Raw genomic sequence first — 13,876 nt, forward strand, 5'->3', positions numbered from 1 at the left:
TTATGAAAAAGTCAAATATATTATTGTTTACTGCCCTTGCCATTTTATGGTTGGTCTGCTTAGTCATAAAACCGCTGCAAGGCATTGTCTTTGCAGATCCCTTAAGCCATGAACCCCGCGATTTAGTTTCTGCTTTTGTCAAAAACTTCGACAATACAGATAAAATGGAAAAAGTATCCTTGGATGGCATTAAGAATATTAAGGTAATCGGTTATGATAAAAATGCCTTCCTATCAGTTGTTTATGCGGATACAACACAAATTTCAGTAAAGCAAAGTAATCAATTTATCAATTTTGATCATAAAAGAATTGGTGATACCTTACAGGTCACCCTAAGCCAGAAAGTTTATTCGAGGGTTGAACTCACCTTAAACCCTCAGGAGTCCTACGGTTTGACCCTAGAGCATTATAGAGGATCTATCGAGATCATCCCTACGGATAGCACTGCCAAAGGCCTCAACAAAATTGTCGTTCTCAAGAATAGCTCATTAAAAATTCGAAATTATTCCAGGGAAAGCCAAAATTTCAGCAATCCTTTTAGCATGCAAATCTCAGGTAAATCGAAAATAACCTTTGATAACCTCAGTTTCAACAAACTTGATGTTTCCTTGAATGATGGGCTGCTGAATGTTTTTAACAATAACCATATAGACTCCCTGAATGCCGATCTACAGGGGCTCAGCAATATTATCGTTGGAAAATACCCAGAAGATAAACGCGTGAAATCATTGGTCCTTTCAGGAAACTTGGACTATTACAATTCCAGAAGGCCTAAATAAGTTTAAGAAACCATGCTATTCAAAATTCTGATTAAATATCTCAGCACGTTTCTAATTGCTCTCATTCCCCACATCCATTCCTTTGTGAAAATTGAAGAAAGGAAAAAAGAAGAAGCAAGAACCGAAGCATCCAATAGCATTTCCATGCAGCATAAGAAAACAAGAATGGAATGGCATGATTCCAATCAGTTAATCAATAAATAGAAAAGGGCAGAAAATATTCTGCCCTTTCATTTTTAGCTCTCTCAGCCAAATATCGTTATTCCGGATTATCTGCTGTCGATTCTCTAGCCAATGGCACATCATCAGGAGCATTTCCCAAATATTTATCCAATTCAAACAGCGATTCGTCTGTTGCACGATCTCCACCTGCAATCTTCAATTTATCGATCAACGATAATGCTAATTTCTCTTCTTCCGTCTGTTCTTTTACAAACCACTGCGCAAAGTTCCATGTCGCCCAATCCTTTTCCTCCATCGACTGGTTAACCAATCCATAGATTGCATTGGTATTATCTACCTCATGCTGAAAAACCATATTGAAACATTCCGACATGGATTTAGGCAGTTTGGTATGCTCAGCTACGGCTTCAACTTTTGGAGTTCCACCCCTTTCAAGAATATACATCATGATCTTGATCATGTGGTTCCGTTCTTCCTGAGCATGGCGAAACAAGAAATTTGCAACACCGCCATAACCTTTCGTATCTGCCCAACATCCCAAAGCCAAATAGATCTGAGAAGCTTGGTTTTCTTTTGTCATTTGTTTAATCAACGATGTTTCCATCGCTTTTGAAAGTCTATTGGTATCCATAATAATTCCTTTTTCTTTTTTAACACTTCACATCCTACTTTGTTTACCTTTTCTCCCTTTACTTTTACACATATACATTGTAAATTTGAGAAAGGCTATTAATAAACAAAACCCTACTCAACTTGTTCTTTTTTTAAATCAATATTCAATATGGCGTTTGTAGACTATTACAGTGTATTAGGATTGGATAAATCCGCAAGTCAAGATGACATCAAGAAGGCTTACCGAAAGTTGGCCCGAAAGTACCATCCTGACTTAAATCCAAATGACGAAAGTGCAAAGAAAAGATTCCAGGAAATAAACGAGGCCAACGAGGTTCTGACCGATCCAGAGAAGAGAAAAAAATACGACCAATATGGTGAAAACTGGAAACATGGCGAGGAATACGAAAAAGCCCAACAAGAGTATGCCCGTTCTAGAGGATCCCGAGGAAGTTCTGCAGGAGCTGGCCAAAATCCTTTTGAAGGATTTGATTTCAATAATTACAATGGCAATTACGATACTGGCGAATATTCTGATTTCTTCGAAGATCTATTTGGTTCTAGATTCGGTGGAGGCAGGTCCTCAGGAAAACGGGGCAGCTACCGTGGACAGGATTATGAAACCACGGTCGACCTAACCCTTCTCCAAGCTTCCCAAACCCATAAACAGACCTTTACGGTCAATGGCAAGAACATCCGTATCACGGTGCCTGCCGGAGTGGAGGATGGACAGAAAATTAAACTTAAAGGCCAAGGTGGCGACGGTGTCAATGGTGGGCCTAAAGGTGACCTATACATCACTTTCTCCATCAGACCTGATTCAAGGTTCATACGAAAAGGAAACGACCTCTATACGAATATTGAAGTTGACCTGCCAACTGCATTGTTAGGTGGCGAGACCATTGTCGATACCTTAACCGGAAAAATCAACGTTAAGATTAAAGAAGGAACCCAGAACGGAGCTAAGATCCGACTTAAGGGAAAAGGATTCCCTGTATATAAGAAAGATGGTGACTTTGGCGACCTATATGCAGAAATCCAGGTGAAATTACCGACCGAACTCACCGAGGAGCAAAAGAAAATAATAGAACAATTAGCGGATTCATTAAAGAAATAAGACATGGAAAAGACATTATTTAGAGTAATCGACATCTGCAAAACCAATAATATCGAACGTACCTTTATTCAGGAACTGCATAATAATGGACTTATTGAAATCATTATCCAAGAAGAACAGGAGTTTCTGGAAGAAGAACAGGTACTGCACGTAGAACGCTTCTCCACTTGGCATTATGAACTCGAACTCAATGTTCAGGGCATAGAAGTGGTCAACAACCTGATTGATAAAATTGAAGAACTGCAGCGAGAATTGCGGCTCCTTAAACTGGAAAAATAAGCGTTTTTTAAGGATAATTTAGGCATCTCTATCATTTTTTGATAAATTCGCCTCAATTAACTGAAACCATCATGGAAAAAATCTATCAAGGAAAAACTAAAGACGTTTACAGTCTTGGCGATAACCAAATCCTATTGCAATTCAAAGACGATGTGACCGGTGAAAATGGAGTCTTTGACCCAGGAGCCAACACCGTAGGATTAACGATCGAAGGTGCCGGAAGATCTGGCCTTAAAATGACTACCTATTTCTTCGAGGTATTGAATAAACTGGGTGTACCCACTCACTTTATCTCTTCAGACATCGAGAAAGTCCAGATGATCGTTAAAGATGCGAAAGTATTTGGTAAAGGCCTGGAGGTTATCTGCCGTTATAGAGCAGTTGGTTCCTTCCTTAGAAGATATGCAGCTTACTGCGAAGAAGGCCAAGCTTTGGATAGCTTTGTCGAAGTAACGATAAAAGATGACGAACGTGGTGATCCTGTTATTTCTGAAGATGCTTTGGCTATGTTAGGTTTGTTAAGCCATCAACAATACCAAGAATTAAAAGAATTGACCAAAAAAATCTGCGGCATCGTGAAGGATGAACTTGCAAAAAAAGGTCTTGAATTATACGATATCAAATTGGAATTCGGTCATGATAAAACCAACAATCAGATTATCCTGATCGATGAAATATCCGGAGGAAACATGAGAGTTTATAAGGATGGCAAATATGTCGCTCCTTTAGAACTTGAAAAGCTGTTTCTTTCCTAAAAAACAAAGGTCCTTCTTCCCAGAAGGACCTTTTTTAATTAAACCCTTATAGCCACTTTTATCCAACATCTTACCCTCCTCATTTTGATATTCCAGCACATAATCATCACAGCCCTAAAAATCAAAGCCATAAAATTGTATGAAAATCTGTTTTTATGTTATTTAATGAAGATTTAGAAGGATAAATTTACATCTGAGAAAGATCTAATCTAATGGGAAGGATATATCTTACCTCGGCTGGAAATCCATAAGCAATTCCTGGACTCCATTTTTTGGTACCCTTTAAAGCATTTACTGCAGCCTGCCCTGTACCATAATTTAAATCCTTAATAACCTTAACATCCTTTATCTCACCATCTTTACCAATTACAAATGAAAGTTCTATTTTCCCTCTAATACCTGCATCTATAGCTTCTTGCGGATATTCTAAGTTCTGGCCAACTTCCTGCCTAAATTTATCAATTCCTCCTGGATAGGTTGGTTTTACTTCAACTTGGTCAAATTCAAATACCCCAAAATTGCCAGTAACTTTTTTGCCAGGTTCATCATGGGGATTCGCCTTGTTTGTAGCCTTGACCTCCGACTCATTTTTCAAGTCATTTTCTTGCACAGCACTACTGCCCTTCTCCTCGTTTGATACTGTGCTTTGATCAACCTCAGCATTATTATTCGAATCTGCAGATATCTCAGGATTTATGTTCTCCTCAACGACAGCAGTACTTTCCGTTTTATCCTTATTGGGCGATTTACAATTGATCACCAAACCCATAATCAATGCTGCAATTGGCAATATAGAAAGGTAAAACAGTCTATTTCTTGTATTCGATTTATCTTTAAAAATCATATTAATTCTTTCCTTTAAAAGTGATTTATTGGAAAACTCATGACTCAATTGATTCGGATGAACATTCATCGCATAAGCAACTAACAGTTCCGCATAAGCAACCTTATTTTCTGCAAATTGCTCATCAACGATAAATTCATGCTGATATTTCAGCTCATCTCTTATCCAGATTAATAGCGGATTAAACCAGTTGAAAACCCGGATAATCTCCATAAACATAATATCATAGCTATGTCCTTGTTTAACATGTATATCCTCATGCTCTCGGATCATTTTTGTATCCTCATTTTTAACATTCAACTTAACGATGTTAAAAAATGAATAACTTCCATGTATATTCCTAACGGACAATCTACCTACAACTAACTGTAAAACACGAGATAACAACAACCCCGCAGCAATGAGGACCCCAATCCAATAGCCCAACTGCATCCATTTATCTGCCAACCATCCCGCTTGTTGAGATTGCACTTCAGCTGAAGTTGGACTTACCTGCACAGCATTCCCTGTCAGGTCCAACACCGGCAATGTAATCTGCATGATTTCCGGAACCTGCAATTCAATAAAGAGAAACAAAGGCATGATATAGGCAATCAAGACACTGCCCAATAAATACCAGCGGTTCATCGTAAAGAAGGTCAGCTTCCTCAATCCAAATCGATAGATAAGGAAGAACAGTGCTAAAGACAGATTTGATATCAGTAGATAGGTCATAGCTTCAAATTTATTTCTTATGCTTCTGAATAAGTTTCATGATTTCATCCAAATCCTGCACATCCAGCTTTTTCTCCTCCAAGAAGAAAGAAAGCATGGAACTCGCAGAATTCTCAAAATAACCTTGTAAGAGTTTTCCGGTTATTAATTTCTTATACTCCTCTTTTTCAATCTTTGGAAAATAGCGATGGCTCTTCCCAAAAGACTCATGATCCACAAAACCCTTGGTCTCGAGAATCCGTACAATGGTTGATACTGTATTATAAGCCGGCTTCGGTTCTGGTAAAACTTCAATGATATCCTTGACAAATCCACCGCCCATTTCCCATAGACTGTGCATGATTTGCTCCTCCGCCTTTGTTAGTTCTTTTAACTCGTTCATTATTCTGTGAAAATTTAAAAAGACAATATTGCCTATAATCGATTATAAAACTAATGTATAACTAATTTTTTAGTTATACAACTAAATCATTAGTTATGCGCTAAAACAAACAGCTATTTACCTGTAAATCAACAGCTTTAATTTCTTTAGTGTTTATTAATTAAGGAAAATGTATCAGGAAATTTGAACCAGGATGAATGAGAATCGGGGGTACGACTCCGCTCACCCACCGGATGGACCAAGATAAAAACGTCAGCTAAGGACCTTCGAATTATGAACATTTAGTGAAGAATTGGGAATGCACTAAAGAGGGATTCAGAGTGAAACGAAGAATCTATTTTTTATATTAATTAGAGGTGTTTGTCATTAAGAAATCGTAAGATGAGGAAATCATTTCAAATGAAGTATGGATGGTTCCGAGACCCTTCGGGGGCGCCCTCAGGGTGACACAGAAAGGGTACAGAAAAATATTTCTCCTACGCTATGGGTTTGGATTGTAGAAATTGTACGCATAAAATTTGAAAATGGAGGTATTTCTTTAATCAGAAAATGATATTAATTCATGTTTGTATGGGGCGGGCGTATTCGATACGGCCCCACAGTATCGGAAGACTTTTTAGCAACACTTGATCATAATCATGGTCCATCCTCTCATCCCTGGTTGGCGAGCGGAGTCGAGCCACATCCTGGTTCAAAACCAGATCTTGGCCCATCCTCCCATCCAGACCCTTCGGGAAACCTTTCCACTTTATCAATCCCCTACCCCTCAAACCTCCATTGTCGATCGGCTTTTTTCGAGGCTTGTTTTTTCTTGCGGTCCAATCTATTCAGGATTACAGATTTTGGGGTCCTGGTTGGCAGACGTTTGGCATCCACCTTTAATGCATCTGTCAATAGATTAAAAAAACGTTCTATCACCAATTCCTTATTCTTGAGTTGGCTACGGTCAATACTCGAGTCCAGCTGCAATAAGCCATCCTTGGAAATCCTATTCGCCAATCGCTCCCTGATCAATGCTTTCTGATCATCATCAAAAACCGATGAATTCTCCACATCCCAATTCAACATCACTTTAGAAGACACCTTATTGACGTTCTGACCACCCTTTCCACCGGAACGCGAAGTTTTAAAACCCAATTCCTGTATTAACTGTTCTTTATTTACATGCATTTGTAATAAAATTACAATTTTTCCCTTTCCGTGAAAAATTTTGCAACACTTATATAGAGACATTATTATCTTTAAGAAACGAAAAACAGTAATATGAAGATAGGCATTGTATGTTATCCAACTTTTGGGGGAAGTGGTGTAGTCGCAACCGAACTGGGTAAAGCATTAGCAAACAACGGACATCAGGTTCATTTTATCACCTATAGCCAACCTGCAAGACTAGATTTTTTCTCTGAGAACTTATTCTATCACGAAGTAGCAATCAACCAATATCCACTTTTTGATTTCCCTCCTTATGAAACAGCATTGGCCAGTAAACTGGTTGATGTGGTTCGTTTCGAAGGCTTGGATCTTTTACATGTGCATTATGCAATCCCTCATGCCTCCGTGGCTTTCCTGGCAAAACAGATTCTGGAAACCTATGGCATCAATATACCCGTAGTCACTACCCTCCACGGTACAGATATCACTTTGGTCGGTAAGGACAAGAGCTTTAGCCCAGTCGTTACCTTCTCCATCAATAAATCCGATGGCGTAACTACCGTATCTGAAAATTTAAGGGAACAAACCTTGGATTATTTCGATATCACAAATGGTATCAAGGTCATTCCAAACTTTATCGATCTACACAGATTCCATAACAAGAACCACGAACACTTCAAAAAGGCAATTGCTCCAAACCAGGAACGCATCATTGTCCATACTTCCAATTTCAGGAAAGTAAAACGCGTTGAAGATGTTGTCCGTATATTCCATAAAGTAACCCAAAAGGTCCCTAGCAAGCTTTTAATGGTAGGTGATGGTCCAGAACGTAGAAATGCCGAAGAATTGGCAAGGGAATTAGACATTACGGATTGCATCCGTTTTCTGGGCAAGCAAGATGCTATCGAAGAGATCCTTTCCATTGCCGACCTATTCTTGATGCCTTCAGGTTCAGAGAGCTTTGGTTTGGCAGCATTGGAAGCCATGGCCTGCAAGGTTCCAGTTGTTTCATCCAATACGGGCGGATTACCGGAACTGAACAAAGAGGGTTTCAGTGGGTTCCTGAGCGACGTAGGTGATATTGACGATATGGCTAAAAACTCCATCTATATCTTGGAAGACTGCCAACGTCTGAATGAATTTAAAGAGAATGCCCTACAGCGAGCAAAGGACTTTGAACTCAGCAAAATCGTTCCTATTTACGAGGAATTTTATTCACAGGTCATCGAAAAGGTAAAAAAAGGAAATAAATCTAATTAATCGCAAGCAAAAAGTCATATCTTTGGCTTTTGGAACTACTCCAAAAAGTCAAATATGAAATACAAACGCATCCTACTTAAACTTAGTGGCGAAGCTTTAATGGGCGAGCAAAGCTACGGTATCGACATTAATCGTGTTCAACAATACGCACAAGACATTCAGGAACTTCATAGCTTAGGCATGGAAATCGCCATCGTTATCGGTGGAGGAAACATCTATCGTGGACTTAGCGCTGAAAAAGCTGGTATGGACCGTGTACAAGCAGATTACATGGGAATGTTAGCTACCGTGATCAATTCAATGGCATTACAAGATGCCCTTGAAAAAGAAGGCATGAAAACTCGTCTATTGACAGCGATCAAAATGGAACAGATCTGTGAACCATTTATCCGCAGACGTGCTGTACGTCACTTAGAAAAAGGTCGTATCGTTATCTTCGGTGCTGGTACGGGTAACCCATACTTCACTACCGATACTGCGGCATCTTTACGCGCTATTGAAATCAATGCTGACGCTGTACTTAAAGGTACTCGTGTAGACGGTATCTATACTGCAGACCCTGAGAAGGATCCTACGGCGAAGAAATTCGACCATATCTCCTTTACTGATGTCTACGAAAAAGGATTGAATGTAATGGATATGACGGCATTCACGCTTTGCCAAGAAAACAACCTACCTATTATCGTTTTCGACATGAACAAACCAGGCAACCTCATGAAACTTGCCAACGGGGAACATGTTGGAACAGTGGTTAGTTAATAATTAAAAGCAAATAATAATCAAGATATGAACGAATTAATTTCACTTCAACTGGACGACTGCAAAGATGGTATGACGAAAGCTGTAGCTCATACTGAATCTGAATTAACCAAGATTCGTGCAGGTAAAGCTAGTCCTGGTATGCTTGATGGAATTTATGTTGATTACTACGGCACGCCAACGCCTTTATCGCAAGTCAGCAACATAAACACACCAGATGCAAGAACCATCGTTGTACAACCATGGGAAAAAAACCTTCTTTCAACTATCGAGAAGGCTATCATGGACTCTAACATAGGTCTGAACCCGCAAAATGACGGTTCAATCATCCGCCTAGCGGTTCCTCCCCTTACTGAAGAACGTCGTCGTGATTTAGTGAAAAAAGTTAAAGAAGAAACTGAAAAAGGTCGTGTTGCTATCCGTAACATCCGTAAGGATTCGAACGAGCAAATCAAGAAATTGAAAAACGACGGTGCTTCTGAAGACGAAATCAAGGTAGGTGAAGCTGAAGTTCAAAAATTGACCGATACATATATCGCAAAAGTTGACCAGTTAGCTGAATTGAAAGAAAAAGATATCATGACGATCTAAGTCAATCTTTTAAAAGAATATTCTATAAAGGATTCTTAAAATTAAGAATCCTTTTTTTATTAAAAATTTACCTATATTCAATTAACAAAAACATTCTGCATGACACAATCAAGAAGAAGTTTCCTAAAGCTTGCGAGCATGGGATTAGTTGGTGGTCTTGTTGCTCCTCATTTGATTTCTTGTGATAGCTTGAACAAAAAATCAGGCTCTCCACTTAAAAACATTGGCTTACAGTTATTCACTCTTCGCGAACTTCTCGCTCAAAACCCTCAAGAAGTATTAAAATCGGTTGCTAAGGTCGGCTATACCCATGTCGAAACCTACGGAGCAGATCCGCACAATGGTGCATTCTGGGGTATTTCGGTCGATGAACTCAAAAAGATCCTGAACGACAATAACCTAAAAACACACAGTGGACACTATGATCTAGGAAAATACCTAGATAAAGATAGTACAGACAAGGAAAACATCGAAAAATACATCGAAATCGCGCATAACCTAGGCCAGGAATATATCATTGCTCCTGTTCCACCGATGCACAAATTGAATCAACTCAACCAATCTGACTATCAGTACATGGCCGAACAGCTGAACAAAGCTGGCGAAATGTCCAAAAAAGCAGGTATCAAAATGGGCTATCACAACCACTTCTGGGAATTTAAGGAATTCGGAAATGGAACAAATGGCCTAGATGTCCTATTGGCATTCACTGAAAAAGACCTCGTGGATTTTGAATTGGATATGTACTGGATCACCAAAGCTGGTGTTACACCGCAGTCTTATTTCTCTAAACACCCAGGTCGCTTCCCATTATGGCATATCAAGGACATGGACAGAGCTTTCTCCACCCCATTAGACATCAATAAAATTGATCCTAAGACCGGTAAAAGGGATACCCTGGACCTGATGGAAACCATGAAGAGCATCAAGTATGCCGAAGTGGGTTCCGGTAGCATTGACTTTATTTCTATTTCACAGTTCGCCAGCGAAAGTGGATTGAAATATGCATTCGTAGAACAGGATGATATTTATTCACCTGATAAATACGCTAGCATCAAGAAGAGCTACGATTATGTTCAAAAGACATTCAAATAACAACAAAAGGGCGGAAATAAATTTCCGCCCTTTCTATTATCTTTCAAAAGAAGATTAAAATACCAAACGTTCTACCTCTTCAGCATTTTCCTCTACTTTTTCTTTCAGTTCTTTCTTGAAATCTAAAATCCTGGATCCTAATTGCTCATCACTGGTCGCCAAGATCTGAGCAGCAAGAATACCCGCGTTTTTCGCTGCATTTAAGGCCACTGTAGCCACCGGAATACCATTAGGCATCTGTAAGATAGAAAGTACGGAATCCCAGCCGTCAATCGAGTTAGAAGACTTGACCGGAACGCCGATAACTGGCAAATGCGTGATCGATGCAACCATGCCCGGTAAGTGCGCAGCACCACCTGCTCCAGCAATGATCACCTTCAAGCCACGACCTGCCGCCTGCTCAGCAAAATTAAACATACGTTTTGGAGTACGGTGCGCCGAAACTATGCTCACCTCATACGATACCCCTAAATATTTTAAAACCTCAATGGCATCCTGCATCACTGGCAAGTCTGACTTGCTTCCCATGATTACAGCTACTTTTGCGTTTTCCATTATTATCTGAATAAAAAATTATGCAATTACTTTGATCAATTCCTGAACTTTTCTCGCATTTTCGATAGCGATTGCGCGATCTTGATTCACGATCGTCACATGCCCCATCTTGCGGAAAGGTTTTGTATATTTCTTACCGTACAAATGTACATATACCCCCTCAATGCCCAAAGCTTCCTCAATACCTTCGTATCTTGCCAACCCTTCATAACCTGGCTCACCCAATAAATTGACCATTATGGCATTCGCTCTTGAAGCGGTATTGCCCAACGGCAGGTTAAAGATTGCCCTTAGGTGTTGACCAAATTGTGAAGTATAGTTTCCTTCAATCGTCTGATGACCTGAATTATGTGGTCTAGGAGCTAATTCATTGACCAAAATATCTCCATCAGCAGTCAAGAACATCTCCACTGCCAAGACACCGACAATCTGAAGGTCATTCGCAATTTTCATCGCAATGCTTTCCGCTTTCATCTGTATATCGAAAGAATAGGTAGATGGAGAGATCAGGAACTCCACCAAGTTCACCTGAGGATTGAATTCCATTTCTACCATTGGGAAAGTCATCATCTCTCCCTTATCATTGCGGGCTACCATCACGGCGATTTCCTTTTCAAAAGGAACCAGCTCCTCTACAATACTCGGCGCATCAAATGCCGTCTCAAAATCAGCCTGCGAATTAATCTTCTTTACACCTTTGCCATCATAACCGTCTTTACGCAATTTCTGGATATAAGGTAATGCAATCTGGCAGTTTGCCAAACCTTCTTTATTGGATATAAATTGAAATGCCGAAGTCGGAATATCATTTTGCTTAAAGAATTGCTTCTGCAATCCTTTATCCTGGATCAACCTGATCACCCTGGATTGTGGATATACCAAAACGCCCTCTTCTTCCAATGCTTCTAACGCATCTACATTCACCTTCTCAATCTCAATCGTTACCATATCCAAATCCTTACCGAAATTATATACGGTATCAAAATCAGCTAGCGAACCTACCTCAAATTGATTGCACAATTTCTTGCAAGGAGCATTTGGATCAGGATCCAATACATGAACGTTTACATTAAAGTTAATTGCTTCTTGGATAAGCATACGACCTAATTGGCCACCGCCTAAAATTCCTAGGCGCAAATCACCATAAAAATCTTTTGCCATAAATTATTCTATTGCTCTACTTCAACTGGGAAAATATCCCCTTTCAGCAAAGACTGTTGTTCTATTTTTTTCTGTAATTCTAAAAATGCACCGATCAGTGCTTCAGGTCTGGGAGGACAACCTTGCACATAGACATCCACAGGTATGATTTTATCGACCCCTTTGACTACATGGTAACCATGCTGCCAATACGGTCCGCCACAATTGGAACAGGAACCCATGGAGATGACATATTTCGGGTCAGGCATCTGCTCATAGAGTTTCTTGATCCGGTCTGCCATCTTGAATGTCACCGTACCAGCAATGATCATTACATCAGATTGCCTAGGCGAAGGCCTTGGAAATACACCTAACCTATCCAAATCATATGTCGCCGCCATCGCGCCCATCATTTCAATGGCACAGCAAGCAATACCAAAACTGATAGGCCACATCGAGGATAACCTAGCCCAATTTAAGAGATCATCCATCTTAGCGATGATTACCCCATTATTTTGTTGCAATTGTTGGTCTAAACTCATGATTCTGAACTTGGTTTCTTAAACTTAGGCTTGAATCCCATTTTTACCGGTGAAGCGGCTTTCTCTGCCAAGACTTCCTCTATCTCCTGTTCCTTGTAATCCTTCACGACATATTGTTGTGCGTTCAATTGTTCGTACGCAGAGGCCGGAATACCCACCGCAACGGTCGGTTTCACATGCCTAGGCTTGATCCAACTGATATCCCCACTTTTCCATACATAAAGCAAGCCTACGATCAGAACAGCAAGGAATATCGCCATTTCAATCAAGGTAAACCAACCCCATCGAGGATCAATGGCAATGATTTCTGCATTCCCGAATACAGTTGCCCATGGAAAAATAAAGATCAGTTCCACATCAAACAGAAGGAATACTAAGGCAATTACATAAAATCGCGGATTAAACTGTACCCAAGAAGTTCCCGTAGTTTCTTCACCACATTCATAGGTACTTAATTTAATAGGATTAGGATTTTTCGGCGACAAGATTCGAGCTAGGAACATGGTGGCACAAACCAATACGATACCAATGATAGCCATTAAAAGTATCTTACCATATTCCGATATCTGCCCGGGGTCGTCCATGTTACAAAATTAACAATTAATTCAATGCGATTTATAGGATTTTAGCTTTCTTGGCCAATCAATGTACACGAATTTACAAAATAGCCCTCCATTTTTCAAAATATCAGTCCTTTTTGTAGGGAAATGATTGGACGATAGCAATCAATTTTCGTATGGGCGTATCGCAAACGCCCGTTGGTTTGAACCAGGATGTGGCTCGACTCCGCTCGCCATCCGAGGATGAGAGGATAGACCAAGATCTGGTTTTGAACCCACAGCGTGGGTGGCATATTTGTAGAATTTGGATGTTTGAATAGGCGAACCCACAGCGTGGGTGAAATGTTTTTCTATACCTTTTCTGTGTCACCCTGAGGGCACCCCCGAAGGGTCTCGGAACCATCCATACTTCATTTGAAATGATTTCCTCATCTTACGATTCGCAATGACCCCAAATTCAAAAAAAACAACAATAGGTTCTTCGCTTCACTCTGAATCCCTCTTTAGCGCATTTTTATTCTGAACGATCAGTGAGGAATCTGTACGGTCCTCCACTC

At 40.0% G+C, this 13,876-nt stretch carries 15 protein-coding genes and 1 pseudogene; 8 read left to right on the plus strand and 8 right to left on the minus strand.

From position 1 onward, the window contains the following. The first annotated feature begins 2 nt into the window (after positions 1–2). A complete protein-coding gene (locus RT138_RS09465) occupies positions 3–779 on the plus strand; it encodes a hypothetical protein (RefSeq protein WP_313190469.1) in 777 nt (258 codons plus the stop codon). Between the two features lie 259 nt (positions 780–1,038). Here RT138_RS09465 and RT138_RS09470 read toward each other — a convergent pair whose 3' ends face one another. Further along, positions 1,039–1,593: a ferritin gene (locus tag RT138_RS09470; RefSeq protein WP_185211107.1), complete on the minus strand. Its 555-nt coding sequence runs from the start codon at positions 1,591–1,593 to the stop codon at positions 1,039–1,041. A gap of 150 nt (positions 1,594–1,743) precedes the next feature. On the opposite strand from RT138_RS09470, the gene RT138_RS09475 reads away from it, so the two are divergent. From RT138_RS09475 to RT138_RS09485, 3 genes are all read left to right on the plus strand, one after another. Continuing rightward, a complete protein-coding gene (locus tag RT138_RS09475; protein ID WP_313190470.1) occupies positions 1,744–2,691 on the plus strand; it encodes a J domain-containing protein in 948 nt (315 codons plus the stop codon). Positions 2,692–2,694: 3 nt separating this feature from the next. Continuing rightward, positions 2,695–2,970: a chaperone modulator CbpM gene (locus RT138_RS09480; RefSeq protein WP_093100743.1), complete on the plus strand. Its 276-nt coding sequence runs from the start codon at positions 2,695–2,697 to the stop codon at positions 2,968–2,970. A gap of 71 nt (positions 2,971–3,041) precedes the next feature. Then, complete coding sequence (locus tag RT138_RS09485; RefSeq protein ID WP_313190471.1) at positions 3,042–3,725, plus strand: phosphoribosylaminoimidazolesuccinocarboxamide synthase; 684 nt, start codon at positions 3,042–3,044, stop codon at positions 3,723–3,725. Between the two features lie 187 nt (positions 3,726–3,912). Here the strand turns inward: RT138_RS09485 and RT138_RS09490 are convergent, their stop codons facing one another. The 3 genes and pseudogenes from RT138_RS09490 to arfB form a co-directional block, all read right to left on the minus strand. Then, positions 3,913–5,283: a TonB family protein gene (locus RT138_RS09490; RefSeq protein ID WP_313190472.1), complete on the minus strand. Its 1,371-nt coding sequence runs from the start codon at positions 5,281–5,283 to the stop codon at positions 3,913–3,915. A 10-nt stretch (positions 5,284–5,293) separates the two neighbouring features. Continuing rightward, positions 5,294–5,665, minus strand: a complete 372-nt coding sequence (locus tag RT138_RS09495) for a BlaI/MecI/CopY family transcriptional regulator (protein WP_185211117.1) — start codon at positions 5,663–5,665, stop codon at positions 5,294–5,296. Positions 5,666–6,424: 759 nt separating this feature from the next. Then, positions 6,425–6,805 (minus strand): annotated as a pseudogene (gene arfB, locus RT138_RS09500) (alternative ribosome rescue aminoacyl-tRNA hydrolase ArfB); the annotation flags it as partial. 123 nt (positions 6,806–6,928) lie between these two features. Here arfB and bshA point away from each other — a divergent pair. The 4 genes from bshA (at position 6,929) to RT138_RS09520 (ending at position 10,522) form a co-directional block, all read left to right on the plus strand. Next, positions 6,929–8,077 (plus strand): N-acetyl-alpha-D-glucosaminyl L-malate synthase BshA, encoded by a 1,149-nt coding sequence (bshA, locus tag RT138_RS09505; RefSeq protein ID WP_313190474.1) that lies wholly within the window; start codon positions 6,929–6,931, stop codon positions 8,075–8,077. A 54-nt stretch (positions 8,078–8,131) separates the two neighbouring features. Beyond that, positions 8,132–8,836, plus strand: a complete 705-nt coding sequence (gene pyrH, locus RT138_RS09510) for a UMP kinase (RefSeq protein ID WP_185211124.1) — start codon at positions 8,132–8,134, stop codon at positions 8,834–8,836. Between the two features lie 27 nt (positions 8,837–8,863). Then, positions 8,864–9,427 carry a ribosome recycling factor gene (gene frr / locus RT138_RS09515; protein ID WP_093100755.1) on the plus strand — a complete coding sequence of 188 codons (564 nt, stop codon included), beginning with the start codon at positions 8,864–8,866 and terminating at the stop codon, positions 9,425–9,427. Between the two features lie 99 nt (positions 9,428–9,526). Further along, positions 9,527–10,522: a sugar phosphate isomerase/epimerase gene (locus RT138_RS09520; protein ID WP_313190475.1), complete on the plus strand. Its 996-nt coding sequence runs from the start codon at positions 9,527–9,529 to the stop codon at positions 10,520–10,522. A gap of 54 nt (positions 10,523–10,576) precedes the next feature. Here RT138_RS09520 and purE read toward each other — a convergent pair whose 3' ends face one another. From purE to RT138_RS09540, 4 genes are read right to left on the minus strand one after another with little or no spacing between them, the layout of a single operon-like run. Next, positions 10,577–11,077, minus strand: coding sequence for a 5-(carboxyamino)imidazole ribonucleotide mutase (gene purE / locus RT138_RS09525; RefSeq protein ID WP_313190476.1), 501 nt, complete (start codon positions 11,075–11,077; stop codon positions 10,577–10,579). Positions 11,078–11,095: 18 nt separating this feature from the next. Then, a complete protein-coding gene (locus tag RT138_RS09530; protein WP_313190477.1) occupies positions 11,096–12,238 on the minus strand; it encodes a 5-(carboxyamino)imidazole ribonucleotide synthase in 1,143 nt (380 codons plus the stop codon). Positions 12,239–12,246: 8 nt separating this feature from the next. Then, on the minus strand, positions 12,247–12,759 hold the full coding sequence (locus RT138_RS09535) for an NADH-quinone oxidoreductase subunit B (protein WP_093100762.1): 513 nt from the start codon (positions 12,757–12,759) through the stop codon (positions 12,247–12,249). Then, entirely contained in the window at positions 12,756–13,343 is a 588-nt protein-coding gene (locus RT138_RS09540) for an NADH-quinone oxidoreductase subunit A (protein WP_313190478.1), read from the minus strand. The genes RT138_RS09535 and RT138_RS09540 overlap by 4 nt, the downstream gene beginning before the upstream one ends. Positions 13,344–13,876: the final 533 nt, after the last annotated feature.

The organism is Sphingobacterium sp. (assembly GCF_032065005.1).
Classification (GTDB): Bacteria; Bacteroidota; Bacteroidia; order Sphingobacteriales; family Sphingobacteriaceae; genus Sphingobacterium.